This window comes from Salinicoccus sp. Marseille-QA3875 (assembly GCF_054950095.1).
This window is the reverse complement of record NZ_CM143103.1, coordinates 647512-674498: the sequence shown is the minus strand read 5'-3', so window position 1 is coordinate 674498 and position 26987 is coordinate 647512. Positions and strand designations below refer to the sequence as shown.

The following is a 26987-nucleotide window of genomic DNA, read 5'->3' as shown; positions in this document are numbered from 1 at the left end:
TGAAAACTTTGAAGAACCAGTCTTTTTTTGACAGGTTCTTTTTTTATTGAATATTACATCATCATCTTCCTTGAAATGAAATTGAAATAATTGCTTACTAGTATTAAAGCTGTGTTACATATTGCAAAAACTGTAGATACAGGTTGTAAATTTTTATATACTTAGTCTAACGATTTAAGCAGTACATAGTTATTTCAGTATGGAGGAATAGACATGAATAGAAAAACGATGAAAATCACGCTGATATCCATACTCATTTCATCAACTCTTTTTAATATGACGAACAATACACTTGCTAATACAGAAGATGATATAGAAGAAAAAAACCCCGAAGAATATATAAAAGAACAATCTGAGGGAGATGAATTTGAGGAGAGCACTTACGAATCCGAAAATGATACTTACGAATCAGAACCAACAGAAGAAACACTTGAAACATACAATCAGGAATCAATGATAGAAGAGGCTCCTGAAGAGGGAAATGAAAATTCATCAGTGCCCGGGCAGGAAACTTATGAGGTCATCAGTCAAGAAAGTGAGTCGGATGAAAATACCGAAGACGCTCCGGCTTCTGATCAGGAGCCCGTGGATGAATCCGGTACTGAAACAGCGTCCGACGATGATATTTTAGTACCTGAAGAAAACTATGATGAAACAACTCAGGAAGATTCTCAAGAAGAAATAGGACTGAATGAGGAAAACGGTACTGAAGAGAATGGAGGAACAGAAGACAATCCTGAGGACGTACCTGAAGATAGTAGAGAAGAACCGGCAAATGACAACAATCAGTCAGAGCAAGAAGACCACGAAGATGTCGATAACGGAGATGGTGTGGACAACGATACTCCAATTGAAGACAATCCGGTTGACCTGCCGCCCGGGGCTGGTGAAAATAACAACGAGACTGGCGATATCAATGCCGGAAGCGGGGCTGGTAATAATGATCAAGACCAGACTGAGGAAGATCAGCAGACTGGAAACAATCAGGGTAACACCGGGTATGACGAGCCAGACTTAGAAGATAATGATCATCAAGGTGAGACACCTGAAACTGATGGAGCAGAGAATGACTATCCAACAAGTGTCGAAGATCCTGCACAACAGGATTCTGGTGAAGTATCTGAAGAAACACCTGAGGCTGCACAAAGCAGCCAGCTTGAAGGGAAACAAGAAGACGGCGAGGGAAGCTCATCTTCAGAAGCTGAAAAAGGACAAAAGTCAGGCGTGGCAGGTAAGAAACTTTACCGCTATAACTATGGCGATATTTTAAACGGGATCGACTTGAAACCGGGAATGACGGAAGAAAACCTTTCAACACTGGATAAAAGAATCAACCGCATCATGACTTCTAAAATCGTCGGGGAAACCGATATGTCTGACGAAGAGATTTTAGAAATTGAAGAAGAAATTAAAAATGAATCCGGAGTGGTATCCGCATCTTCTGACAGAGATGCCCTGCCCAATACGGGAGATACAAAACAATACAACTTCATCTATAGCTTTGTATTGATTTTAGCCGGAGGAATTTTGTTTTTCCTAACTAAGAAACCTGACAATGAAAATGAATAACGAGAATAGCCAGACGAGTGTGAATCCAATTGGATTCACACTCGTTTTTTTGTATTTCGAAATAGATTTATGGAGATATTCTCAGCCTCCCGACATGGCGTGAAAACGATGTCGGGGCAGAGGTGTTCTCCCGACATGGCGTAAAAACGATGTCGGGGCAGAGGCGATTTCCCGACATGGCGCAAAAACGATGTCGGGGCAGAGGTGTTTTCCCGACATGGCGTGAAAACGATGTCGGGGCAGAGGCGTTTTCCCGACATGGCATAGAAACGATGTCGGGGCAGAGGTGTTTTCCCGACATGGCGTAAAAACGATGTCGGGGCAGGGGCGTTCTCCCGACATGGCGTAAAAACGATGTCGGGGCAGGGGCGTTCTCCCGACATGGCGTAAAAACGATGTCGGGGCAGAGGTGTTTTCCCGACATGGCGTGAAAACGATGTCGGGGCAGAGGCGTTTTCCCGACATGGCATAGAAACGATGTCGGGGCAGAGGTGTTTTCCCGACATGGCGTGAAAACGATGTCGGGGCAGAGGTGTTTTCCCGACATGGCATAGAAACGATGTCGGGGCAGAGGTGTTTTCCCGACATGGCGTAAAAACGATGTCGGGGCAGAGGTAGTCTCCCGACATGGCTTAAAAACGATGTCGGGAGGCGAGAGGATATATCAGGTCATTAATCCAGACTCAAAATAAAACAGGATAAAAACCCGGTCGAAGAGTTTTTATCCTGTCTTTTATAATCATATTTACAGTTTCGTATCATCAATTGAATCCAGGTAATCACTGACTTCTTCAACGACTTCTTTTAAACTGCCTTCTTCAAATGGTGATTTAAGTTTTGCTGCTTCAATCAGCGAGTTGAATGGCAGTGATCCGCCGAGCTTGCATAGTGCAACATAGTCTTTCCACGCACCATCGAAATCTTCTTTGGCACGTTCCCAAAATTGGATTGCACAGATTTGGGCGAGTGTGTAATCGATATAGTAGAATGGTGCACCGAATACATGGCCCTGATAATGCCAGAACGAACCGCTTTCGAGTGGTTCGATGCCATCATAATCTCTGTGAGGTAAATATTTCGCTTCGAGTTTTTTCCATTCATCACGGCGTTGTTCTGGTGTAAGTTCAGGGTTCTCATAAACGATGTGCTGGAATTCATCAATTGCTACACCATAAGGCAGGAAGGAAATGTCGCTTGCCAAATGAGAGTATTTGAATTTATCTGTGTCTTCTTCAAAGAACAAATCCATCCATGGATAAGTGAAGTACTCCATGCTCATTGAATGGATTTCAGCTGATTCCAGTGTCGGGAACTGATATTCCGGAATATCGAAACCCCGGGACATATATGATTGGAAAGCATGCCCTGCTTCGTGGGTCAATACAGTGACGTCGCCAAGCGTACCGTTAAAGTTTGAAAAGATGAACGGTGAATCATACTCAGGAATGAAAGTGCAGTATCCACCGCCTTCTTTACCTTTCTTAGCTTCAACATCAAACAATTCACGCTCTGTCATGAATGTATAAAATTCATCCGTTTCAGGTGAAAGTTCCTTATACATTTTTGCACCGTTCTTCATAATTTCTTTTGTATTGCCTTTTGGCGCTGCATTGCCGGTTAAGAAGTCGAATGATTCATCGTACGATTTCAGGTCGGATAAACCAATCCTTTTACTCTGGCGTTCTTTGAGTTTCGTGACGACCGGTACGACATACTCTGCGACCTGGTCTCTGAATGTTTCGACCATATCACGGTCATAGTCGATTCTGTTCATTCTTACATAACCGAGTTCGACAAAATCCTGATAGCCGAGCTCCTTGGCTATTTTATCTCTTGTTTTTACAAGTTTGTCGTAAATATCATCTATCGTTTCCAGGTTGTCTCCCATAAAGCCCTGTACCGCCTCGGTTGCGGCTTTGCGGACGCTTCTGTCAGGGTCTTCCATATATGGACTGAACTCTGAGAGGTTTAAAGTCTTGCCGTCAAATTCAATTTCAGAACCTGCCAGCAGTTTTGAATACTGCGTGGATAAACGGTTTTCTTCCTGGATCAACTCCTTTACTGCAGGGTCATAACTTTTCAGCCGGTTTTCAGCAAGAGCGAAAAGTTGTCTGCCATATAAATCTTCAAGATCGAAACGGAAATCACTGTTTACGATCGCATCATAGTATTTGTTGTTTATTTCTGTGATAACAGGGTCATATTCATCGAAAAAGTTTCTTTCTGAATCATAAAATTCATCTTTGGTATCTATGGATGCACGGATGTGGGCGAGTGTCGCCATAGTATCCACATGGTTGAAAATCTTATTCAATTCGTCTATGACTGTGCTTTGCTCTTTCGCATCTTTTGCTTCATTAAATTTTTCGATCAGCTCAGCTACCTCTTTAGATATCTTTTGCAGATCGGGTCTTTCATATTCATAGTCTTGAAACTTCGTGACCATTTTTGTTTCCCCCTTATTGTTAGTCATAAATATTCTATCATAGTCACCCGTTGACAATCTAAAATTTGATAGCCGTTAATTTTTAAATCATGCTATTTTATCAGAATAAAGGGTATATATACATAATAGTCAGGAGGAGAAATCATGATTGAAATAGATGATGAACTGGAGTTTAAAATTGGAGAGATTACAAGGAAGACACATGAGATGGATATTCCTGTAATGATTATTATAGAAGGACCGCCGGCTTCTGGTAAGTCGCGGCTGTCCAATGCGCTCTACATGGCGCTGGATGCAAAATATACAGATTTTGTAGCGACCAGACCGCCGAGGGATATCGATCTCCGTTATCCTTTCATGCAGAGATTTTGGAATCATCTACCTAAATCGGGTGACGTGAATATCCACTTCAGAAGCTGGTATGCACAATATATCGAATATAAGGAAGGGGGTATCACTGATAATATCGCTGTTGATTTCAAGGAAATATCCACTGATATGGAGAACTTTGAGAAGACGCTCCAACAGAACGGTTATGAAATTATAAAGTTCTATGTGAATACATCTGAAAAAATAAGACAGAAACATTTGGACAAATTAAAAGATAATCCGATTTTAAAGTGGAAAGCCGAGGAATTCGAAGAACACCTTGAACTGTTTAATTATGAAGAAGAGATGGAGGGATTCATCAATCAGAAGCAGCGGATACCATGGACTGAAATTGATTTTGAAGATAAAAATGAAGCGATCAATACCATGTTCAAGACTATAATAGATACTCTTGAGAAAAGAATTGAAAAAGAACGGACAACTGCTGTGGAAAGAATCGTCAGTGACTTTACCAAGTATTTCGAATCGGACCTATTTACTTTTGATTTCGATAAAGAAAAAATATCAAAAAAAGAATATAAAAAGATTCTGCCTGAACTGCAGTTGAAAATGAGAGATATACAGTTTCAGCTGTATCAGCATAAAATTCCATTAGTATTGGTGTATGAAGGAATGGATGCTGCGGGTAAAGGCGGCAATATTAAAAGGACGCGCCAGCGGCTGGACCCGACGGGTTATACGATCAATGCCGTCAGTGCGCCTTCGGATATAGAACTTGCCCATCATTATTTATGGCGGTTTGCCACGGGTATTCCACGCAGCGGGCATATCGGATTTTTTGACCGGAGCTGGTACGGCAGAGTATTAGTGGAAAGGATAGAAGGATTTGCAAGTCACAAAGAGTGGAATCAAGCCTATGATGAAATAAAAGATTTTGAAAAGTCTCTTTATAATTCAGGAGCTATCATTCTTAAGTTCTTCCTGTCATTGGACAAAGATGAACAGCTGGAACGTTTTGAAGAAAGAGAAGAGAACGTTGAAAAACAGTGGAAGATCACCGAAGAAGACTGGAGAAACCGTGAAAAATGGGATCAGTACCTTGAAGCCGGTGAAGATATGATCCGAAAGACGAGCACTGAATATGCACCGTGGCATATCATCCCGGGAAATGATAAAAGATATGCGCGTATAGAAGTTTTAAAGAGAATTATATCTGCGTGTGAAAAAGTGTTAAATGATGAGCGGAATTAATTTTTCATGTATAATTTTAAATAAAGTTCATTGAAATGGAAAGAGGAAATTAATATGAAAAAATACTTGATTCCAATCGGGATTTTTGTGGGTCTGATCATTCTTGTGGCGATTTTAATCGTACCAAGATATAACTCACTGGTGAATCTCGATGAAGATGTGAATAATGCGGAATCCAATATTGATACGCAGCTGCAAAGACGTGCAGATTTGATTCCGAATCTGGTCAACACCGTTCAGGAGTATGCAGACCATGAAGAGGAAGTATTCACGGACATTGCGGAAGCGAGAAGTAATATAACAAATGCTGACAACATGGAAGAAGTGTCTGAAGCAGATTCTGAAATGCGTTCAGCCTTATCAAGATTGATTGCTGTTGCGGAAGCTTATCCGGAACTGAGGGCGAGTGAGCAGTTCACCGGACTGCGTGATGAGCTTGCAGGGGCGGAAAACAGAATTGCTGTCTCAAGACAGGATTACAATACCACTGTCCAGGAATATAATAGAAATATAAGGGCGTTTCCCGGTAATTTAATCGCTGGAATTTTTGGTTTTGATGAAAAACCGTATTTCGAAGCGGACGAATCTGCGGATGAGGTGCCTGAAGTAAATTTTGATTCAGGTGAAGATGATTCTGGTGATGAGTAATGAGACATTTGTTGCTAGTCTTTGCAGCAGCATTCCTTGCTTTATCTTTTAGTTCGGATGCTTTTGCAAGAACGGATTTACCGGAAATCAACACTCAGCATTACTTCGTTCAGGACCATGCAGATATTCTGAGCCAGGAGACCACAGCATCTTTAAATGAGCTGGGTGAACATCTGGAAGAGGGCACCGGTGCGGAAATCCTGTTGATTACCATGCCGACCGTCGGCCAGGAGCACCGTCAGGATTATGCACTCAGAGTTCTGAGAGAGTACGGCGTCGGTAAAGAAGAGCATGACAACGGCATCGTCATATTCCTGAACCTGGATAATGGCAATGAGTTTAATAATCGGGGCATTGATATCCAGGTCGGGTATGGTGTCGAGGGCTATTTGAACGATGCTAAAATCGGAAGAATCATAGATGACGCTGCGATGGAAAGTTTCCAGAGAGCAGCAGATGCAGATGATGAAAGTACCAGAAATGCATATTATGAAGAAGGTTTAGTGAATTTATATAATGCAATCTATGAGGAGTCCTTGGAAGCTTACGGTTTTACAGACGGTGAATTCACCCGGGAGGAACCGGCTGATGATGAACTCAGCTTATTTAATATCATTACCAGAATACTATTTATGATGGCAGTGATATATGTACTATATAAACTGTTTTCAAATAATTCAGGAGGACCAGGAGGTCCGGGTGGCCGAAACAGGCGTACAAGAAGAAGACGCGGTGGCCCCGTCGTACTGTTCCCACCTTCAGGCGGCGGTGGCTTCGGTTCCGGAGGCGGTTCCGGTGGATTTGGCGGTTTCGGCGGCGGTTCTGGCGGCGGAGGCGGCGCAGGCCGGGGGTTCTAGCAGCAAAAAAGACTGGAAAATATCCAGTCTTTTTTGTATTCAGTATATTTTTAGAATAAAATATTTCTTACAGATGAAAATATAATGCCAAGTGTCTCCTGATACTGTTGAAGATCTTCTATATGTTCACCAAGAAAAATCTGCAGGCCGACAACAAGACCATTCATTATTATGTGAATGAGTACCGGAACAAGCAGTCTGCCGGTCATCACATATAAAAAACTGAATGCATAGCTCATCGCCAAGTATATGATGATGTGGGTAAAATCAAAGTGTGCCACAGCGAATATCAAACCGCTGACTAAACCCGCAACCAGGAAACCAAGAATTTTATATCCCATACTTTTCATTGGGAATAAACTGTAGACTTCAGCAAATATTGCACGTCTGAATACATATTCCTCTATTATCGGGCCGAGTATGACTACAATCAGGATCATCAGAGGCATGGATTCGATCATATCCATGATTTCATTCGTATTCTGACTTTCCAGCGGGTTGCCGAGCACATAGACGTTGATCAACCCAGCAATGACCTGCGAAGCATATGCGAGTATTACACCGCCGACAATCCAGACGAGCGTGACGGGTACATCAGTCTGTCCTCCTCTTTCAATCGCATTTTTATTCTGGTGAAGGTTGCCAATGATGATGACAAGAATGGTACCGATTAAAAATGCGATGAACTGATAAGGAATGACCGCAGTGATCAATTCTTCAGGACCAAGTTCCGGGCTGGTCACACCCATTATGATACCAACAGGTAAGACGGCGAGCTGAACGCCGATGAATATCAGTAAGATTAAAGCACTGTTAATTTGACGATTTCTAAAAAGTTTCTTCAAGCGATTCCCTCCAATGGCAATAAAATTATTTTACATGAAATCGAACTCAACTTAAAGCAATATAAAACACTTGCAATTTTGACCTTCTTTGATTATTATATTAATTGTTAGCACTTAAAAGATCAGAGTGCTAAAATGATAATTGCAGTGATGAAATAAGAGGAGGATGTTAAAGTGTTAAAACCTTTAGGCAATCGTGTAGTAATCGATTTGACTCAAAAAGAGGAAACGACTAAAAGTGGTATTGTTTTAACAGATTCAGCGAAAGAGAAACCTCAGGAAGGTACTGTTGTGGCAGTGGGTTCAGGTAAAGTTTTAGACAACGGCACCCGTTTGGAAGTAGAGGTCAAAGTTGGAGACAAGGTAGTCTATTCCAAATTTGCAGGTACTGAGATAAAACATGAAGATAAAGATTATTTAGTTTTAGCTGATAATGAAATTCTAGCAATTGTTGAGTAAAAGATAAAATATTATAACTCAAATTTTTTAGGAGGCAGAAGTAATGGCAAAGGAAATTAAATTTTCAGAAGATGCACGCCAGTCCATGCTGGACGGTGTTGATAAACTTGCTAATGCAGTGAAAGTAACATTAGGACCAAAAGGCCGTAATGTTGTTTTAGATAAACAGTTCACATCACCATTGATCACTAATGACGGTGTGACAATTGCTAAAGAAATTGAACTTGAAGATGCATATGAAAACATGGGTGCAAAACTGGTTGCCGAAGTGGCAAACCAGACAAACGAAATTGCAGGTGACGGAACGACGACGGCAACTGTTCTTGCACAGGCAATGATACAGGAAGGCCTTAAAAACGTTACAAGTGGTGCGAATCCTGTAGGTATCCGTACAGGCATCAGCAAAGCGGTTGAAGCGGCAGTTGAAGAACTTCAGAATATTTCCCGTCCGGTTCAGGACAAAGAATCCATCTCACAGGTGGGTGCAATTTCAGCAGATGATCCTGTTGTCGGAGAATACATTTCTGAAGCGATGGAAAAAGTAGGTAAAGATGGCGTAATCACCATCGAAGAATCACGCGGATTCAAAACTGAACTTGAAGTAGTGGAAGGTATGCAGTTCGACCGTGGTTATACTTCACCGTACATGGTGACAGATTCCGAGAAAATGATTGCAGATCTTGAGAATCCATATATTTTAATCACTGATAAAAAGATTTCAAATTTCCAGGATGTTCTGCCGCTACTTGAACAGGTTGTTCAGCAGTCTCGTCCGATTCTGATCATTGCCGACGATGTCGAAGGCGATGCTATGGCGAATATCGTGCTTAACAAACTGCGCGGTACGTTCACGGCAATTGCTGTTAAAGCACCTGGGTTCGGTGACCGTCGTAAAGCGATGCTTGAAGATATCGCGATATTGACAGGCGGACAGGTTGTCACTGAAGATTTAGGTCTTGAATTGAAAGATACGACAATCGACATGCTCGGTAATGCTTCAAGAGTGAACGTATCCAAAGATGATACAACAATCGTTGAAGGTGCGGGTGAAACTAATAATATCGAAGCTCGTATCGGTCAGATCAGATCACAGATAGACGAAACGACTTCAAGCTTCGATAAAGAAAAACTTCAGGAGAGACTTGCGAAACTTTCAGGCGGTGTTGCAGTAATCAAAGTGGGTGCTGCGACTGAAACTGAAATGAAAGAGCGTAAACTCCGTATTGAAGACGCATTGAACTCAACACGTGCAGCAGTTGAAGAAGGTATTGTATCCGGTGGTGGTACAGCACTTGTAGCAGTGCACAATAAAGTTGCACAACTGGAAGAATCAGGAGACGTACAGACGGGTATCAACATCGTGCTTAAAGCATTGGAAGCACCGTTGCGTCAAATTGTCGAAAATGCTGGTTTGGAAGGTTCTGTAATTGTTGAAAAACTTAAATCCCAGGAAGAAGGTTATGGCTTTAACGCTGCAACTGACGAGTGGGTGAACATGGTTGACGCAGGAATTGTCGACCCGACTAAAGTGACACGTTCAGCACTGCAGAACGCCGGCTCTGTCGCTGCAATGTTCTTAACGACAGAAGCGGTCGTTGCGGACATTCCGGATGAAAATGGCGGCAGCCCTGATATGGGTGGCGGCATGGGCGGCGGAATGCCGGGCATGATGTAATCTTAAGCGAATGACTATTGTAAAAACGGGGTCTGCCATTGTGCAGACCCCGTTTTTTGAATTGGGAGGGGACAGAAGGAAATGAAATACTGATTTAAAAGTCTAAGGAGAATTTACTTGTTCAAAAATAAGATGTTGACCTTTCAGCTGTGTTCTGATAGTGTGAATAATCAAATAAACAAATAATTTCTAACAATAAGATAATTTTATTAGATCACTCTTATCACGAGTTGGCTGAGGGAATTGGCCCTTTGACGCCCGGCAACCACCCTTTTATGGGGAATGGTGCTACTTCCAACAGGCAGAAATGTCTGGAAGATAAGAGGGGGAAACTGTGATATATTCATGATTTCAACCCTCTTTCTTTAGGAAAGAGGGTTTTTCTATTTAAAAAATCAGATCATAAGAAAGGATGAGGTATATGAACAAGGTGATTCTGGAAGGTGTTCGAACCCCTTTTGGCAAGTGGAAGGGATTTTTATCAGAATTGGAGGCAGGCGAAATAGGGGCTTTAGCTGTGAAAGAACTGTTGCAAAGAGTGCCCGGTGCAAAAGAGTCAGACGGGGTCCTACTGGCACAGGTACTTCAAGCAGGCCAGGGACAAAATCCAGCCAGGAGAGTTGCTTCAGAAGCCGGTGTATCGCTATCTGTACCAGCAATTACTTTAAATAATGTATGTTTGGCCGGGCTGGCAACAGTATCAGACGCTGTTCGCCGCATTCACTTTGGCGAAGGGGAATTATATATTACAGGCGGATTCGATTCGATGACCAATGCCCCGTACACTGCTGCGGTCCGTAAGGAACAGTCAATGGGATCGCTGCAGCTGACGGACACATTAAGTAACGATGGTTTGTGGTGCGCGCTGACAGATCAATCGATGGGGGTGGCAACCGATGCGAAGAATAAAGATTTTAAGGTCAACAGAGAGGACCAGGATGTATATGCACAGTTGTCCCAGGAGCGGGCAGCTGAAGCACTGAAAAAAAGTTACCTGAAGGATGAAATCATACCGGTGACTGTGAATGGGAAAACTTTTTCTGATGACGAAGGTATCAGACTTAATTCTTCCATTGAAAAATTAGCAGCTTTAAAACCGGCATTCATTGAAGACGGTACGATTACAGCGGGAAATGCGTCTCAAATGACAGATGGTGCAAGTGTCGGAATCATTTCATCTGAAAAGAGGGCGGAGGCGCTTGGTAAAACACCGTTGGCACGCATTCTGGGCTGGGCTGAAGTTGCGGGGCCGGATACGAGTTTACATACAAAGCCTGCCAGGGCAATCAAAGCAGTATTGGAAAAGACGAACCTGACAGTGAATGATATTGATTTATTTGAAATCAATGAAGCTTTTGCAAGTGTGGTCATTGCAAGCTGCCGGGAACTGGACATTGACTATGAAAGAGTGAACGTCAATGGCGGTGCGATTGCGATTGGTCATCCGCTTGGCGGAACCGGCTTCAGGCTTGCTTTAACTCTTGCAGAAGAACTGAGACGTCGTGGCGGCGGGAAGGGAATTGCATCACTTTGCGGTGGCGGCGGTCAAGGCATGGCTCTATTGATAGAGGTTCCTAAAAGCTGGTAATACACATTCATTTGAAACAGTCGCTGGATGTCGATACTGATGTATTAAATACAGATCAGCCGGAGCGTTTATAATCTATCACTCAAATGAATTCATGTAATCTGGAGGAATGATTAATTATGATAGCACTATACTTTGTATTACTGGCCATATTCTGGGCAGTCGGTTTACTGATATGGAAAAAATCTTATGTATCAAAGGGAAGAGAGGAGGATTAATAATGCTTAACGTCACAGGACCATTATTTTGGACAATTATTGTTTTGTTAGTTTTATATTTTGGATATATCATTTGGATTGGTAAAAAGGGAAAGCGCCATAGCAGTTCGATGTCCGGCTTTGCTACGGCCCGAGGAAAAGTGAATCCTGTGATTGTCGGAACCAGTTTTGCCGCTTCTTATGCAAGCGCCAATTTATTTATCGGTGTGCCGGGGCTGGCTTATCAATATGGAACATCAGTGCTGTGGTATACATTGGGATGCTTTGGGGTTTCCTGGATTGGTTTGCTTTTATTTGCTAAGACATTCTGGAGATACAGCAAAAAGTTCGGCGGTGTTTCCTCGTTGCCGGAATGGCTTGGAAGAAGATACAACAGCAAGGCGTTGCAAGTGCTTGTGGCTGTTTTAATTTTATTCAACATATATTATATTGTCGGTCAAAATGTCGGACTGGCTACCATCTTTGAATCAGTCTTAAATATCCCGTATTTCTGGGGAATTATCATTGGTGTAGTTATCACGATTCTTTACATAGGACTTGGCGGGGCTTACGCACAGCTCATTACGGACGGTATGCAAGGAATTTTGATGGCTGTCACTTCCATCCTAATTCTTGTCTCTTTATTTTGGACAATAGGTGGAGGCTTGAATGTATTTGGAGAGCTGACAAGTAAGCTTGAGGCGATTGATCCGAATCTGACAGGCGTTCTATCCACAGGAGGACCTTATGACAGTCCGATGGCAATCATGGCCGTACAATTCCTTTTATTCAGCTTTGTATTAATGCCGCATCTATTAAATAAAGTGTTGTCACTTGAAAGTGAGAAGCAGCTTGCACCATTTACTCTATCGGCAGGAGTGGTCTTATTCTTGATTTCCACGTTGATGGTGCTTGGCGGTCTGGCAGCAAGGGTGATTGCCCCGTCTTTGGCAAGTGCGGATTCGGCAATCCCCGTGTATGTAATTGAATCATTTCCGACTGTTCTTGCGGCGCTTATTGTTGTAGGGCTTATCACTGCGATTCTATCAACTACGGATAGTCTTTACCTGGGCCTGACGACCAGCATTGGTAACGATTTTTACAAAGTATTGGCGCCGATTTTATCTAAAAAACCAATTGATGATGATGACTTGGATAAGAATTCTGTAAAGGTGGCAAAAGTGTCTTTGGTACTTGCTGGTTTGGTTACACTGTATCTTTCATTTGATCGTCCGGAATCTTTAGCTTTTCTGATTCAATTCAGCTTCACAGCAATTATCTGTGGAATTATTGCCCCGGTTACATTAGGATATTTTTGGAAAAAATCAAATGGACCTGGTGCAATCGCTGCTTTGATTACGGGGACGGTACTGTATGTCCTTTTCACACAGCAAAATATCATCGGAAATATATATGTAGCTATGGTTTTTGCATCCGCTTTTGCTTTTGCTGTAATGGTGGTCACATCTTTGGCAACCCAAAGCGCAACGACCAAACACCAGGAGTCTTTAACGGTTTCTAATAAATAATATTTTTAGCGGGCTATTTTATCTTTAAAAGTAAGAGGAGGAAGAAGCAATGATGGAACAACAAGCAGAAATCAAAGATAGTGATATAATTTGGCAGCCTTCCGAGCAGTGGGTGTCGGAGTCGAATATAAAGAAGTTCTCGGAACAAGTGGGAATCCCCTTTGAGCCTTATGAACGCCTGCACCAATGGTCAATAGCAAAACCGGGAGCGTTTTGGTCGGCGGTTTGGGATTTCTCAGGAATTACTGGAGATAAGGGTGAAACCATATTCCTTCCTGCAGAAGATGATGGTATGTTAGGTGCAAAATGGTTCCCTGAAGCAAACGTCAATTTTGCTGAGAATTTATTACGCGGGTCTGGTTCACGGGTTGCTGTTTATGAAGCTGATGAGAATGGCGTTCAGCAGATGATTAAAATGAAGGAATTACGCACTATGGTTGCGAAGGCGCAGACAGGTTTACATAAGCTGGGTGTGGGGGTAGGCGACCGTGTTGCAGGTATTGTAAAGAACGATTTGCAATCACTGGTCGCATTACTTGCCACGTCTTCACTCGGGGCTGTTTGGAGCTCATGTTCTCCTGATTTCGGGGCCAAGGGAATCATCGATCGCATTGGTCAGGTCCAACCCAAAGTACTCATTGCTTCTCTTGATTACGAATATAATGGAAAGTCTTTTAATATTCGTGAAAATGTAGAAGCGGTCATTGAGAAACTGGAAAGTTTGTCTTCGGTGGTCTGTTTGTCGGAAACACCGGAGTTGGCGCTGGAATCCGATGCTCAGTTACTGACATGGAGTGAACTATTGGCCAATGATGCAGAGGTGCCAATATTTACACGTGTTCCATTTGAACACCCTCTTTATATCTTATATACATCCGGGACGACAGGTCTGCCAAAAAGCATAGTCCATTCTGCAGGTGGTGTTTTGCTCCAGCATGTAAAAGAGCATCAACTCCATGGGGATGTCAAGCAGGGGGATGTCATGTCATGGTATACGAGCACATCATGGATGATGTATCCATGGCTTATATCCGGCCTTGCCAGCGAAGCAGCCATTTTGCTATATGATGGTTCGCCAATTCGACAGGACCAGAGAGGTATTTTATGGGAAATCTCAGAGGAGATTGGAGTCACTCATTTTGGGACAAGTCCAAAATACCTTTCGACACTAGAAAAATGTGGATATGAAGTTGGTGCAAATCATGATTTGTCTGCACTGAAAGTTTTGATGACTACAGGATCACCGCTGATCGGTGAACAGTATGACTGGGTGTATAATACGATTAAAGAAGATTTGGTATTAGAATCGATTTCCGGCGGGACTGAAATTATTGGTTGCTTCTTCATGGGCACACCAATTCATCCAGTCAAACGTGGTGAAATCACTTGCAAGGCGCTTGGCATGGCGGTTGATATTCTGGATCAACGTGGTGCTCCTATTATTGGCAGAAAAGGAGAATTAGTCTGTACCCGAGCTTTTCCGAGCATGCCACTGACTTTTTGGGGCGAAGACGGGGATGCTCGTTATTTCAACTCTTATTTCAGAAAGCATGAGGGAATATGGACTCATGGTGATTTAGTGGAACAGACGGCAGCAGGCACGTTCATTATTCATGGCCGTACGGATACAGTACTGAATCCAGGGGGAGTTCGAATCGGCACAGCGGAAATTTATCGTGTAGTGGATCAAATTCCGCAAATCAAAGATTCACTGGTGTTTGGTTTTCCTATAGAGAATGATGAAGAAATCTCATTGTGCATCGTGACGGAGGATGGCGGCGTAGACGCGGCGCTGGCTGAGAAAATCCGTCAGGATGTGCGAAGAAAGGCATCTCCACGCCATATACCACGACGTATTTATGCAGTAAAAGAAGTACCATATACAAATAACGGTAAAAAGGTCGAGGGAGCTGTCCGTTCAATTGTTCACGGACAAGATGTTAAAAACAAAGCCTCCTTAACAAACCCGGAGTGTCTTGAAGAATATGCATCATTGACTGACAGGAATTATATATAAATCTAAAAAGAGAGGGATACAGTGCTCATGAGTGACGAAATTCCGAGTATGATGTAAAACAGCTATTTATAACCTTCAGGAAATAAAAATCTATCCAAAAGTTTAAACTTTTGGATAGATTTTTTTGCTAGTCAATTTCAAAAAATACGATATTAGATGAAAAACCATCATATTTGATTAAGAAGTCACCCTCTTCAGGTACTAACACGGATGAATATCCTGAACTTGTACCGCCGGAATATATGTCTTCACCACCGTATGAATCGGGAGTTACAGCACTTTCTCTTGGTGCAGAAGAGCCATCTTCTTCAACTATTTCAAAGTGATCCATTACGTAATAAGAATAATCATCTGTTTCAGATTCAACCAGTTCGATTGCCGAATGTATCAGCGCCCATTGATAACCGTCAGGAGCGGGGTCATTGTATGGATTTTCATTTACAAGCATGCCGTATGCTTCCTCACCGATTATAATATCATCAACAGTCAGGTTAACAACAGCTTCATACCGGTCATCATAATCATCACCATTAATTGTTACATCCAATTGTGCCGTGCTGCCTAACTGCATTGGATCAGAACGGGTACCTTCCTCGGTAGAGCCTGATTCATCTACAGCATTATCATCTTCATTACTTTCCGATTGGTCTTCTTCAGTATTATCTTCTTCCTCGGCACTTTTTGCAGCCATTTCTTCCAGTTCATCATTTTCTTCCTCTAACTCTGTAATTCTCTCTTGTAATAATTCAACTTCTTCGTTCTCTTCTTCCAGCTCGGTTATTCTGCCTTGCAATGATTCATTTTCAGTACGTAACTCTTCAAGAGCTTCCGAATTATCAACTGATGATTCATTTTCCGGCTGATTAGTACTTTCTTCAGCTTCAACTTCTTCACTGGCTTCCGGGACTTCATTTCCGCATGCACCTAACATCAAAAAGGCTGCTAAACCACCTGTAAACAGATAATTTTTCAATAAACTCAACTCCGGACATAAATAATTTTAATATATGAATACATTATACTATATTTATGGTAATAATTGTCTTTATTAGAATATTTATATAAGTGAATTGTTGTTTAATAAGCGACACAAGCACGTTTGATTAAACCCTAGTTCAATGCTATAGTTAGAAAATGCAGTCGTAATAAGGATGTGAATACCTACACATATTAATAGTGCATTTAAAATTATTATTATGAGGGAGTAGATTTACATCAATACAAATGAAATTGTAGAAGAAACGGGGCAAAGTGATGATTATTCATTAGAGAGAGTCCCGAGAAACAAAAGAAATATGGGTTGGTTAAGCATAACCAATATTACATTCGGAATCGCTACGGCGATTTTTTATTTTCAGCTGGGAAGTGTCATGGCGTTACAGTTTGGCGCGATCAACGCAATTATTTCATCAATATATGCGATTGTCGTAGCAGGAATTTTGAGTACATATATTTCATACTTATCTGCTAAAAGTGGCTTGAATGTCAATTTACTGTCCAGAGGCGGCGGATTCGGTTACATTGGTGCTTCGCTGACTTCTCTGATATATGCGTCGAACTTTATTATGTATTGTGCTTTAGAAGGTATGATACTTGTATATGCATTGAATGAGTTTTTTCCTGCGATTCCTATGTGGGTATATATTCTTGTTTTTGGAACAATAGTTATACCGCTTAACTGGTTTGGAATTAAACAGTTGGATAAACTGCAAAAATGGTCTTTACCATTATTTTTTGTCTTTTTAGCTGCAGCAATTATCATGGCGTTTTTTGTGACGCCTGAATACACTGGAAATGTCTTTACTTATATGCCGGAAGGCGTGCAGGTTGGAGGTACGGCGTTATTATTATGTATGGGTATGCACCACGGTATTATGGGTCTGACGGCTCTGATACCTTCAGATTATGCAAGATTTCTGAAACCGAAAGATATGAAAGCGACTGTGGCAATTGGTTTTATTCCACAGATTTTCTGTTATGGAATCATGGGCGGACTGGGTATCTGGTTTGGTGTTCTTCTATCCGAACCCAACCCGGGTGTTTACATCGTTCATCTTTTGGGAATCGGTGGGGCTTTGTTCACACTGATTACTCAATTGAGAATTAATGTAACGAATATTTACAGCAGTTCATTATCATTATCGAACTTCTTCGAAAATATCGCGAACTTTGAACCAGGTCGTCGTTTTTGGGTAGTCGTGAGTGGAGTGGTTGCTATTGCTTTAATGCTTGGAGGAATTACGGAAAACCTCGATACGGCATTAACATTCCAGGGTGTATTCCTTCTGTCCTGGGCAGCTGTGCTGGTGACGGATGCGGTCATAGTTAAGAGACTGCTGAAAATCGGACCGGGCTATTATGAAGCCAGACAGTCTAATCTGTTCAAATGGAATCCGGTCGGTGTTACTGCACTGATTGTTGCGAGTGGTCTCGGAACCGTCGCAGCTCTGGGATTCATGGGGCCATTCCTGGCAAGCACCGCAGCGTTCTTTGCTGCATTACTTGCAGCTGTCCTGACGGTGGTTGTCGCCCTTGCAACTAAAGGCGGCTACTATATCAGACAGGAAAACAATGACATTCCTAAAGAAGATCATATAGCCTGAGAAAAACGATTCTATTTATCTAATCTTTAAGCTCGTAAAGAGAACACCATCTGACATAGAGATGAAAATGACTATTATATGTGAATCACTGTTCTTATTACGGCACTTAATCAATTTTGTTCATATCCTGAAATGGAAAGTGAATTCTATGATGGTTGTTCAATGAGATAAAGGAAGTTCGGACAATGTGTGTTTCATTAAGACACATGATTGTAAACTATGAAAGCCGGTCATCGATGATGGCCGGCTGTTTTTATATCTGCTTCAGTGGTGCTGAATAAAAATATCTTTTACCACAGCCTGGTACCTATACAAATCATTTTTTGGTACTTTATAATTTTTAGAAAATTGTGCATAGTCTAGAGGGAAGAGAAGTATTTCTGTATGTGTGCATAAAGTATATTTTTTTACATTTCTATGAAAACGTTTTTTTATTCCGTTTACAGAAGCCGTTTACTAAGAAGGAGGACGCAGATTGGAAATCAAACACAAGTATAAATTTAAAAATCTATCTAAACAAGAGGTTTGGGATACGATACAGGATCCTGAAGCTCTTCAAGCTGCTTTACCAAATTGTGAAGTGTTTGAAGAAGTTGGAGATGAGGAATACAGAGCAGTTATGAAAATCAATATGGGTGCAATCAAAGGTGAATTTACTGCTAATGTTCAGCAGGTTGATAAACTTGAGCCGCACTCATACAGACTGCTGGTTAAAGCGAAGGGGAAACCGGGAGAGATCGGGGCCGATTCAAAAATGGTTCTGGCTGAAGCGGAAGATGGGACGGAATTGACGTGCGAAGCGGATGTTTCATCGACGGGCTTAATGGCGACTGTCGGTCAGCGTATGATTGGCGGTGTCGCAAAGGTTGTTCTAGGACAGTTCTTTAAAAATATTGAAAAAGAAACGGTAAAGAAAACGTCTTAACAGGTGTAATAATTTTTATCATAAAATATCTGAATTTTCAGTTTCAATGCGTGAAAAATTTTGGGGGTGCGTATTATGAGTAATGAAACAGTTAATGTAACAATCACTATCAACGGAGTCGAAAAAAGCGCTGAAGTTGAACCGAGAACGCTGCTTATTCATTTTATCAGGGATCATTTAAACACAACAGGCTCACATATCGGCTGTGATACCAGCCAGTGTGGTAACTGTACGATTTTAGTCAATGGGAGAGCGACAAAATCGTGCACACTTCTGGCGGTTGTAGCGGATGGGGCAGAGGTAATAACGGTTGAAGGTATTGGAAGTACAGAAAATCTTCATCCGATTCAACAGGCATTTTGGGATGAGCACGGATTGCAGTGCGGATATTGTACTCCGGGTGCAATGATGGCAAGCATTGATCTGCTGACGCAAAATCCAAATCCTACAGATAAGGAAATACGTGAAGGTCTGGACGGCATCATATGCCGCTGTACAGGCTATGAATTCATAGTCAATGCGGTGAGAAGTGCATCACGTATGATAAATGAGGAAAACACAGTCAAGGGGGAGGTCTGACTTATGGAAAAGATGGTTGGACAAAGAATCAAAAGAAAAGAAGATCCTAAGCTCATAACGGGGAACGGCCTGTATCTTGACGACATTAAAATACCAGGATTACTGCATGCGAGCATTCTTCGCAGCCCTTATCCACATGCAAACATCATCAGTGTGAATAAAGACAAAGCGTTGGAAGTTCCGGGTGTTATAGCAGTTTATACAGGAAAAGACCTGGAGGGTAAATTAAATCCTGTCCCAACGTCATGGAAGGTCCCGGGTATGAATTTGATAGAAACTGAGCAGTATCCGCTAGCAATCAATACTGCACGTTATGTCGGTGACGGGGTCGCCATGGTGGTGGCGACAAGTAAATATATTGCAGCAGATGCTGTGGAATTGATAGATGTCGAGTATGAAGTTCTGCCGTCAATTTCAAATCAGAAAGATGCACGTAAAGATGACGCACCTCAAATATATGAAGAAGTACAAAATAATGTGGCGTTCAAATATGTGGCAGGTGAAGTGTCGGACGAAGATTTAAACAATGCGGAAGTGCTTATGAAAGGCACTTATAATACTCAACGTGTGGCCCCGAGTCCTATGGAAACCAGAAATTCACTGGCGCAGTACAATCCAGGTGATGGTGAGCTGAAATTGTATGTGGGCTCACAAAATCCGCACATTCACAGAATGGTTTTATCGGAAGTACTTAAATTTCCGGAACATAAACTCCGGGTGAAGGTTGCTGATATGGGCGGCGGTTTTGGAGGGAAAATCGGTGTCTATCCTGATGAAGCACTTGTATCATATGCAGCCATGGATTTGAAACAGCCCGTTAAATGGGTTGAAACAAGGAATGAACATTTCCAGTCTGCGAACGCCGGAAGAGATATGATGGTTGATCTGGAACTGGCAGGAACCAAAGATGGCAGGATAACAGCACTGCGTGCAGTGAACCATGCAAATATCGGTGCATATCTGGCCACTTTCGGTCCGGGCAACCCTACTATCGACTTCGGTCTGATGTTATCCGGTGCATATAAGATAGAGAAAGCGCAAGTTACAACTTACGGCATGTATACAAATACGATGTCGGTGGACTCCTACAGGGGGGCAGGTAAGCCTGAAGTGACATATATGCTGGAACGCGCGGTAGAAGATTTTGCAAGAGAAATCAATATGGATCCGGTGGAAGTCAGACGCATCAACTTCGCTTCAAAAGAAGAATTTCCGTTTACCAATGCTCAAGGGCTGATCTATGACAGCGGAGACTATATAAAAGCTCTGGAGAGAGCTGTAGAAAATGCAGATTACGAATCACTCAGAAAGGAACAGAAAGAACTGAGAAAGCAGGGCAGGTATACCGGTATCGGGTTGGCATCATATGTTGAGCTTTCCGGTTTCGGTCCTTCAGCTGTAGCCGGAGGCATAGGATTCCAGGGTGGAATCTGGGAAAACTCGACAGTACGTGTGCATCCGACGGGTAAAGTGACAGTATTTACAGGAACTTCTCCGCACGGGCAGGGTCACGACACAACATTCAGTCAGATTGTCAAAGATAAACTTGGAATTCCGTATGAAGATATCAATTTCGTCTTCAACGATACAAGAGCAGTGTCCATGGGATGGGGCACTTATGGTTCCCGTTCACTCGCGGTCGGCGGTAATGCTGTTGCACTTGCTACAGATAAAGTAGTGGAAAAAGGCAGGCTGCTTGCAGCACATCTGCTCGACTCCGAAGCAGAGAATATTGAGTTCAATGAAGGAGTATACTCTGTAAAAGACGATGACCAGAAACAGAAGACATTCCAGGAAATTGCTAAAGCGGCCAACTTTGCATGGGATATGCCGGAAGGGATGGAGCCAGGTTTAGAAGAGAAAACATTCTTTGATCCTTCAAATTTCACTTATCCTTTTGGAACCCACCTTGTAGTAGTGGAAGTGGACATAGAAACTGGAGAGATAGAAATACTGCGTTATGTTTCTGTCGATGATTCAGGAAAAATTGTCAATCCGACAGTTGCCGAAGGGCAGATTTTAGGCGGAATCGCCCAAGGTGTCGGACAGGCACTCTGGGAAGGTATGGAATATGATGAAACCGGTCAGTTACAGTCCGGGTCATTCATGGACTATACAATGCCTAAGGCAAAATTCTTCCCTAAAATTGAAATGGATTTTACAGAAACACTGTCACCCGTTAACCAGCTGGGCACAAAAGGTGTTGCTGAATCGGGCACAACCGGAGCGATTGCAGCTACAGCGAATGCTGTAATTGATGCATTGTCACCGCTCGGTGTAAAAAATATTGAATTACCTTTAAAACCGGAAAAAGTGTGGAGAGCAATTCAGAAAGGGGGCGCTGAATTATGATACCTTCTCAATTTAAATATGTCAGAGCAGAATCTGTTAAAGAAGCAATTTCTCTATTACAGGAAAGTGATGGTGAAGGCAAGGTTTTGGCAGGCGGACACAGCCTGGTGCCATTGATGAAATTTAGAATTACGACACCGGGGACACTAGTGGATATCACTCGTATTCCTGATTTGAAAAATGTAAAGGTAGAAGATGGCCGATTGATCGTAGGGGCATTAAAAACTCATTTTGAAATTTCAAATGATGAAACAATTATTGAAAATCTGCCGTCACTGGCACAGACTGCGAGTTTGACTGGAGATCTGCAGGTACGTAATTACGGCACAATCGGTGGGAATATTGTGCATGGTGACCCTGTTGCCGACTACCCGGCGATTGCGCTGGCTTTAGGTGGCGAATTGAAGGTCGAGAGTGAAGAAGGTACGGAAATGATGCCTCTGGAAGGCTTTGTGTTGGGACCGTTAATCACCATGATGCCTGAAAATGGACTCGTTACGGAAATAAGCTTTGAACTTCCGCCATCACATGTCAAACAGACTTATTTAAAACTGGCTCACCCGGCTTCAGGTTATCCGGTAGTTGGTGTGGCTGCAGTTTCAGGAGTGGACGATGAAGGGAACATCGATTATATAAGAGTCGGTGTCACAGGCGTCGGTGACGTGTCATATCGAGCCCATGCCGTAGAAGAATTTTTAAATGGAAAAAAACCGACTGAAGAATTGATAAATGAAGCGGCTGATCTGGCAGTGGACGGGGAAGAGATGGGTTCAGACCTGTTTGCTTCATCCGAATACCGTGAACATATCACTAAAATCTATGTAAAACGTGCATTGAAAGATGTGCTCAAGTAAACCTTAATTTTCTGTGAGAAACTTTTAAAAAAGTTTCTCGCAATTATTAAAAGTTATTATTATAAAAAATTAAGGGGGTCACTCGGTTGAAAGAGAATATGAAAGTATATGATGCAATCAATGATGCGAGGGAGTCGGGAAAGAGAGCTGCTGTTGCGACTGTCATTAAAGTGATGGGCTCAAGTTACCGGCGTGAAGGCGCAAAAATGTTCATAGATGAAAATGAAAACAATGTTGGCCTTATTTCGGGCGGCTGTCTCGAATCCGATGTTGCTGAAGAAGCGAAAAAAGTCATAAAATCCGGTAAACCCCGGGTGAGGTTTTACGACCTCGATGAAGATTTTATGTGGGGATTGGGACTGGGCTGTCCCGGTAAAGTCAAAATTTATATTGAACCGATCAGTCAGGAGGTTAAAGTATGACAAATGATATAGTTTATGACTCCTGGTTAAAAAGCATCAAAGAAAATAAAATAGGTGTTTTAGCCACTGTGCTGCAGGAAGACAATGATTCATATGAACCATTACGGTTATTTTTAAATGAAGACGGTGAAATGGCTGATAATCTTCCTGATAAAGATTTAACCAAAGTCATTAAGAGCAGGTTGGAAGAGAAAATCAATGAGAAAAACAGTCAATCAGAAACAATAGAAATGACATCGGACAATGGCAGTTTCATCAATCTTTTCATTGATGTATATCATCCACCAGCACAGGTTTTGATATTCGGTGCCGGCCATGATGCGGTTCCTGTTGCCAGGTACAGTATGTCTCTCGGGCTTCATACAATTGTAGTGGACGCGCGTGAAGGTTTTAATAATAAGAAAAATTTTCCAGGTGCTGAGAGGATCATTGTCCAGCCGGAGAATTTTCATAAGCAGGTCACGATTACAAAAAACACATATGTCATAGTCATGAATCATCATATAGTCAAAGACACCATGGCTTTAAAATATGCATTGGAATCCACAGCGCCGTATGTTGGTGTGCTCGGTCCACGCTCACGCAGGGAAAAGATGTTGAATCAGCTATGTGAGGAAAACACAGTTTTCACTGGTTCTGAACTGGAAAGAATGTATAATCCGGTCGGTCTTGATATCGGTGCAGAGTCACCTGAGGAAATTGCGATAAGTATCATTGCAGAAATTATTGCGATTACAAAAGGACACAACGGTGGATTTTTACATGATAAACAGAGCATCCATAAATATACTTCAAATTATGAGGTGCCTGTTAAAAATTAATTGCTGGTAGGTAAATATATGTTAATGGAAAATACTTGTGCAATTGTTCTGGCTGCAGGCACATCCAGCAGGATGGGCTTTTTTAAACAACTGCTCCCCCTTGATGGTAAGCCGATACTGGAACATGTCACCGAAAAAGTGCTCGCTGAAAATTACAGTGCAGTCTATACGGTAACAGGACATGAATCAGAGAGAGTTAGATCAGAAATACATGTATTGGACCAGCGTCATCATTGGATTACGAATGATGATTATTTAGATGGCCAAAGCACTTCTTTAAAAAAAGCATTGCAGCATATTCACCCGGATTATGACAGTGCAATGATATTTCTGGGTGATATGCCATTCATCAAATCAGAGACGATGCGTCTCATTTACTCCGAAGGCGCAAAATTAAACTTGCAGCTCAAAGACCCTTTCATGATACGTCCTCAATATGATAAAAGAATTGGACACCCGGTCTTTATAGGCAACATCAATCGTAAGCTGATTGAACAGCTGGAAGGGGATTCAGGCTTCAGATCCTTAAAGAATGTATTCAAAGTCAAAAAACTTATCGATGTGGAAGACGAGGGTTCAAATTATGATATTGATACTGAAGAACAGTATGAAGCTGCCATGAAAAAACTTGAAAGCGATCATTAATAAATATAGCACAACAGTTTACATAGATTAAGTAGGTTATAATGAACATCTGGTACCATAAAATTTTATTTGTGGTACTTTTTTAATAATCAGAAAAATGCTAATTTTGAATGAGGATTATGGTTGAATCTTTTTATTTTGTTATTTTGATGTAAGCGTTTTAGAGTTTGATCGTATTTTATATTTTGAAATAGTGTTTGAAGTATTAAAACGTTACTTTTGTAAAAGGGGAGAGATGGGAAACATGACTCGATATGAGTATGGCGGCGATGAATTTATTTTCGTTGAACTTTCAGAAGAAATGACATTGCAGGCGAATTTCCAGGCCAAAGCAATAACAGAGGATTTAAGGGAACAGAAATTACCGGGAATCGTAGATATTTGTCCGGGCAACGCTTCATATATGATTCGATTCATACCGGAGGAGATCCATCCGGATGAACTGATTGAAAAGTTGAGGAAACTGGAGGAAGAGGTATCCTGGGAAGATATGGAAATCCACTCAAGAATCGTGGATGTACCGATATTTTTTGATGATCCATGGACGCACGAGGTACTTATGAGATTCAGGGATAATCACCAGGATCCAGAAAGTACGGACCTCGAATACGCAGCAAGAATCAATGGCTATGATTCGAAAGAAGACTTGATCAAAGCGATGACAGATGCGCCTTATCTTGTATCTATGATCGGATTTGTACCGGGACTTCCATGGTGTTATCAGATGGTTCCTCAGGAGAAACAGATTGAAGTGCCGAAGTATGTAAGACCACGGACGTTTACACCAGAGCGGGCATTCGGATTCGGCGGGGCATTTGCTGTAATCTATCCTGTTGAAGGTGCCGGCGGATATCAGCTGTTTGGAACGGCTGCAGCTCCGATATTTGAAAATGAACAAAAAAATAAAGACTTTCAAAATGATATTACATTCCCGAGACAAGGTGATATTTTCAGATATAGAAGTATCACAAAAGAGGAATATGATGAAATCAGAAAGAAAGTCGCAGAAGGTAAGTTCGAATATTTAACCAGGGATTTTTCATATAAACCTCAAGATGTTCTGAAAGATCCTGATGCCTTTTCAGAAGATGTAATCGGGAGGTTATATAAATGATTAAAGTAATTCAACCGGGACTGCAGACAACTGTTCAGGATATAGGAAGAATCGGCTATTATGAAGTGGGGATGCCCCCGTCCGGCGCAATGGATAAGTATGCGCTGAAGGTATCCAATCTGCTGGTCGGAAACGATGAAAACGCAGCAGGCCTTGAAATAACATATATGGGACCAAAATTAAAATTTGAAAAAGATGCAATCATTGCAGTCACAGGTGGAGAGATACCACCGAAGGTCAATGACGAACCTGTCGGCATGTGGGAAACCATTGCGGTCTCCGCAGGTGATGTTTTATCTTTCGATTTCGTCAAAGGTGGAGCGCGTTCTTATTTAGCTGTACAGGGTGGTATAGATGTTCCGACCATTATGGGATCCCGTTCAACATATACATTGATCGGTATCGGTGGTCTGGAAGGGCGTGCCCTGCAGGAGAATGATGTTTTAAATATAGGGTCGGAGAAAAATGTTGATATCTCACCCGGCCAGAAAATAGATGATGAACTGATTCCCAAATATACAAAAGACCATGAAATCAGAGTGGTCATGGGTCTATGCAGTTACCGTCTGACTGAAGAGAGTAAAAAGAAGTTTTTCAATATTGACTGGCAGGTGACACCGGATGCCAATAGAGTCGGCTACCGATTTAAGGGTGAAAAAATGGATTTTGTCGACAGGGAACAGCCTTTTGGAGCGGGGAGCGACCCATCGAACGTAACGGATCAGGGTTATCCTATCGGATCGATACAGATTCCGGGCGGCGTAGAGCCGATAGCTTTATTGAATGATGCCGTGACCGGCGGCGGCTATGTGACTGTTGCCACAATCATTAGTACGGATTTAGATAAGATGGCTCAAATCAAGTCGGGAGAAAAAGTCAGATTTGTATCTGTGGATATTGAAGAATCACTCCGTGCGAGAAAAGAAGTCAAAAATAAGCTGGATAAAATCAGAGAACAATTATCATAGTTAATCAGGAGGAATTATAATGAGTAACAGCGTAAAAGTATTGTCACCAATTCCAGGAGTATTCTACCGTAAACCATCGCCGGATGAAGAAGTATTTGTCAACGAAGGCGATGAGATCAAAGAAGGAGATGTCATCGGTCTGGTGGAAGTCATGAAGAGCTTCCATGAGTTGAAAGCCGAGTCAAGCGGAATTATCAGTGAATTTAAAGTTGAAGACGAAGGCATGCTGGAAGCAGGTCAGGAAATAGCAATCATAAGTCAAAAATAGATGCATAAAGTTGATGAGGTGGGAT

At 42.0% G+C, this 26987-nt stretch carries 23 protein-coding genes and 1 riboswitch; of the genes, 20 read left to right on the top strand and 3 right to left on the bottom strand.

Annotated features, from left to right (window positions below):
- The first annotated feature begins 213 nt into the window (after positions 1 to 213).
- Complete coding sequence (locus ACY8DT_RS03490; protein ID WP_462421556.1) at positions 214 to 1569, top strand: LPXTG cell wall anchor domain-containing protein; 1356 nt, start codon at positions 214 to 216, stop codon at positions 1567 to 1569.
- Between the two features lie 745 nt (positions 1570 to 2314).
- Here the strand turns inward: ACY8DT_RS03490 and ACY8DT_RS03485 are convergent.
- Positions 2315 to 4015: a M3 family oligoendopeptidase gene (locus tag ACY8DT_RS03485; protein WP_462421555.1), complete on the bottom strand. Its 1701-nt coding sequence runs from the start codon at positions 4013 to 4015 to the stop codon at positions 2315 to 2317.
- Positions 4016 to 4159: 144 nt separating this feature from the next.
- Here ACY8DT_RS03485 and ACY8DT_RS03480 point away from each other — a divergent pair, with 144 nt between their 5' ends.
- From ACY8DT_RS03480 to ACY8DT_RS03470, 3 genes are read left to right on the top strand one after another with little or no spacing between them, the layout of a single operon-like run.
- The gene (locus tag ACY8DT_RS03480) at positions 4160 to 5596 is read left to right on the top strand and encodes a phosphate--AMP phosphotransferase (protein WP_462421554.1); all 1437 of its coding nucleotides are present in this window, start codon (positions 4160 to 4162) and stop codon (positions 5594 to 5596) included.
- Positions 5597 to 5650: 54 nt separating this feature from the next.
- A complete protein-coding gene (locus ACY8DT_RS03475; RefSeq protein ID WP_462421553.1) occupies positions 5651 to 6244 on the top strand; it encodes a LemA family protein in 594 nt (197 codons plus the stop codon).
- The gene (locus tag ACY8DT_RS03470; protein ID WP_462421552.1) at positions 6244 to 7101 is read left to right on the top strand and encodes a TPM domain-containing protein; all 858 of its coding nucleotides are present in this window, start codon (positions 6244 to 6246) and stop codon (positions 7099 to 7101) included. The genes ACY8DT_RS03475 and ACY8DT_RS03470 overlap by 1 nt, the downstream gene beginning before the upstream one ends.
- A 50-nt stretch (positions 7102 to 7151) precedes the next feature.
- Here ACY8DT_RS03470 and ACY8DT_RS03465 read toward each other — a convergent pair whose 3' ends face one another.
- Positions 7152 to 7946, bottom strand: coding sequence for a CPBP family intramembrane glutamic endopeptidase (locus ACY8DT_RS03465; protein WP_462421551.1), 795 nt, complete (start codon positions 7944 to 7946; stop codon positions 7152 to 7154).
- 174 nt (positions 7947 to 8120) lie between these two features.
- On the opposite strand from ACY8DT_RS03465, the gene groES reads away from it, so the two are divergent.
- From groES to ACY8DT_RS03440, 5 genes are all read left to right on the top strand, one after another.
- Positions 8121 to 8405, top strand: a complete 285-nt coding sequence (gene groES, locus ACY8DT_RS03460; protein WP_462421550.1) for a co-chaperone GroES — start codon at positions 8121 to 8123, stop codon at positions 8403 to 8405.
- 43 nt (positions 8406 to 8448) lie between these two features.
- On the top strand, positions 8449 to 10080 hold the full coding sequence (gene groL / locus ACY8DT_RS03455; protein ID WP_462421549.1) for a chaperonin GroEL: 1632 nt from the start codon (positions 8449 to 8451) through the stop codon (positions 10078 to 10080).
- A 217-nt stretch (positions 10081 to 10297) separates the two neighbouring features.
- Positions 10298 to 10405, top strand: a riboswitch (SAM riboswitch).
- A gap of 96 nt (positions 10406 to 10501) precedes the next feature.
- Positions 10502 to 11668, top strand: a complete 1167-nt coding sequence (locus ACY8DT_RS03450) for an acetyl-CoA C-acyltransferase (protein ID WP_462421548.1) — start codon at positions 10502 to 10504, stop codon at positions 11666 to 11668.
- A 220-nt stretch (positions 11669 to 11888) separates the two neighbouring features.
- Positions 11889 to 13394, top strand: coding sequence for a sodium:solute symporter family transporter (locus ACY8DT_RS03445; RefSeq protein WP_462421547.1), 1506 nt, complete (start codon positions 11889 to 11891; stop codon positions 13392 to 13394).
- Between the two features lie 49 nt (positions 13395 to 13443).
- Positions 13444 to 15411 (top strand): acetoacetate--CoA ligase, encoded by a 1968-nt coding sequence (locus ACY8DT_RS03440; protein ID WP_462421546.1) that lies wholly within the window; start codon positions 13444 to 13446, stop codon positions 15409 to 15411.
- A 127-nt stretch (positions 15412 to 15538) separates the two neighbouring features.
- On the opposite strand, the gene ACY8DT_RS03435 is transcribed toward ACY8DT_RS03440, so the two are convergent.
- Positions 15539 to 16384 (bottom strand): hypothetical protein, encoded by an 846-nt coding sequence (locus ACY8DT_RS03435; protein ID WP_462421545.1) that lies wholly within the window; start codon positions 16382 to 16384, stop codon positions 15539 to 15541.
- A 235-nt stretch (positions 16385 to 16619) separates the two neighbouring features.
- On the opposite strand from ACY8DT_RS03435, the gene ACY8DT_RS03430 reads away from it, so the two are divergent.
- From ACY8DT_RS03430 to ACY8DT_RS03380, 11 genes are all read left to right on the top strand, one after another.
- Entirely contained in the window at positions 16620 to 18014 is a 1395-nt protein-coding gene (locus ACY8DT_RS03430) for a purine-cytosine permease family protein (RefSeq protein ID WP_462422216.1), read from the top strand.
- A 475-nt stretch (positions 18015 to 18489) separates the two neighbouring features.
- A complete protein-coding gene (locus tag ACY8DT_RS03425; RefSeq protein ID WP_462421544.1) occupies positions 18490 to 18939 on the top strand; it encodes an SRPBCC family protein in 450 nt (149 codons plus the stop codon).
- 75 nt (positions 18940 to 19014) lie between these two features.
- The gene (locus tag ACY8DT_RS03420; protein ID WP_462421543.1) at positions 19015 to 19518 is read left to right on the top strand and encodes a (2Fe-2S)-binding protein; all 504 of its coding nucleotides are present in this window, start codon (positions 19015 to 19017) and stop codon (positions 19516 to 19518) included.
- A 3-nt stretch (positions 19519 to 19521) separates the two neighbouring features.
- Positions 19522 to 21870, top strand: coding sequence for a xanthine dehydrogenase family protein molybdopterin-binding subunit (locus ACY8DT_RS03415; protein ID WP_462421542.1), 2349 nt, complete (start codon positions 19522 to 19524; stop codon positions 21868 to 21870).
- A complete protein-coding gene (locus tag ACY8DT_RS03410; protein WP_462421541.1) occupies positions 21867 to 22724 on the top strand; it encodes an FAD binding domain-containing protein in 858 nt (285 codons plus the stop codon). Before ACY8DT_RS03415 ends, ACY8DT_RS03410 begins: the two co-directional genes overlap by 4 nt.
- Before the next feature lie 86 nt (positions 22725 to 22810).
- Complete coding sequence (locus ACY8DT_RS03405; protein WP_462421540.1) at positions 22811 to 23146, top strand: XdhC family protein; 336 nt, start codon at positions 22811 to 22813, stop codon at positions 23144 to 23146.
- On the top strand, positions 23143 to 23967 hold the full coding sequence (locus ACY8DT_RS03400; RefSeq protein WP_462421539.1) for an XdhC family protein: 825 nt from the start codon (positions 23143 to 23145) through the stop codon (positions 23965 to 23967). Before ACY8DT_RS03405 ends, ACY8DT_RS03400 begins: the two co-directional genes overlap by 4 nt.
- Before the next feature lie 18 nt (positions 23968 to 23985).
- Positions 23986 to 24612 (top strand): nucleotidyltransferase family protein, encoded by a 627-nt coding sequence (locus ACY8DT_RS03395; protein ID WP_462421538.1) that lies wholly within the window; start codon positions 23986 to 23988, stop codon positions 24610 to 24612.
- A 244-nt stretch (positions 24613 to 24856) separates the two neighbouring features.
- A complete protein-coding gene (locus ACY8DT_RS03390) occupies positions 24857 to 25726 on the top strand; it encodes a 5-oxoprolinase subunit B family protein (protein ID WP_462421537.1) in 870 nt (289 codons plus the stop codon).
- The gene (locus ACY8DT_RS03385) at positions 25723 to 26694 is read left to right on the top strand and encodes a 5-oxoprolinase subunit C family protein (RefSeq protein ID WP_462421536.1); all 972 of its coding nucleotides are present in this window, start codon (positions 25723 to 25725) and stop codon (positions 26692 to 26694) included. The genes ACY8DT_RS03390 and ACY8DT_RS03385 overlap by 4 nt, the downstream gene beginning before the upstream one ends.
- Before the next feature lie 19 nt (positions 26695 to 26713).
- Positions 26714 to 26962, top strand: coding sequence for an acetyl-CoA carboxylase (locus tag ACY8DT_RS03380; RefSeq protein WP_462421535.1), 249 nt, complete (start codon positions 26714 to 26716; stop codon positions 26960 to 26962).
- The last annotated feature ends 25 nt before the right edge of the window (positions 26963 to 26987 follow it).

Coding starts and splice junctions, on each gene's coding strand:
- ACY8DT_RS03445 (WP_462421547.1), top strand. CDS start 11,889: ATGCTTAACGTCACAGGACCATTATTTTGGACAATTATTGTTTTGTTA.
- ACY8DT_RS03475 (WP_462421553.1), top strand. CDS start 5,651: ATGAAAAAATACTTGATTCCAATCGGGATTTTTGTGGGTCTGATCATT.
- ACY8DT_RS03450 (WP_462421548.1), top strand. CDS start 10,502: ATGAACAAGGTGATTCTGGAAGGTGTTCGAACCCCTTTTGGCAAGTGG.
- ACY8DT_RS03440 (WP_462421546.1), top strand. CDS start 13,444: ATGATGGAACAACAAGCAGAAATCAAAGATAGTGATATAATTTGGCAG.
- ACY8DT_RS03410 (WP_462421541.1), top strand. CDS start 21,867: ATGATACCTTCTCAATTTAAATATGTCAGAGCAGAATCTGTTAAAGAA.
- groL (WP_462421549.1), top strand. CDS start 8,449: ATGGCAAAGGAAATTAAATTTTCAGAAGATGCACGCCAGTCCATGCTG.
- ACY8DT_RS03390 (WP_462421537.1), top strand. CDS start 24,857: ATGACTCGATATGAGTATGGCGGCGATGAATTTATTTTCGTTGAACTT.
- ACY8DT_RS03415 (WP_462421542.1), top strand. CDS start 19,522: ATGGAAAAGATGGTTGGACAAAGAATCAAAAGAAAAGAAGATCCTAAG.
- ACY8DT_RS03380 (WP_462421535.1), top strand. CDS start 26,714: ATGAGTAACAGCGTAAAAGTATTGTCACCAATTCCAGGAGTATTCTAC.
- ACY8DT_RS03490 (WP_462421556.1), top strand. CDS start 214: ATGAATAGAAAAACGATGAAAATCACGCTGATATCCATACTCATTTCA.
- ACY8DT_RS03395 (WP_462421538.1), top strand. CDS start 23,986: ATGTTAATGGAAAATACTTGTGCAATTGTTCTGGCTGCAGGCACATCC.
- ACY8DT_RS03400 (WP_462421539.1), top strand. CDS start 23,143: ATGACAAATGATATAGTTTATGACTCCTGGTTAAAAAGCATCAAAGAA.
- ACY8DT_RS03480 (WP_462421554.1), top strand. CDS start 4,160: ATGATTGAAATAGATGATGAACTGGAGTTTAAAATTGGAGAGATTACA.
- ACY8DT_RS03420 (WP_462421543.1), top strand. CDS start 19,015: ATGAGTAATGAAACAGTTAATGTAACAATCACTATCAACGGAGTCGAA.
- ACY8DT_RS03470 (WP_462421552.1), top strand. CDS start 6,244: ATGAGACATTTGTTGCTAGTCTTTGCAGCAGCATTCCTTGCTTTATCT.
- ACY8DT_RS03485 (WP_462421555.1), bottom strand. CDS start 4,015: ATGGTCACGAAGTTTCAAGACTATGAATATGAAAGACCCGATCTGCAA.
- ACY8DT_RS03385 (WP_462421536.1), top strand. CDS start 25,723: ATGATTAAAGTAATTCAACCGGGACTGCAGACAACTGTTCAGGATATA.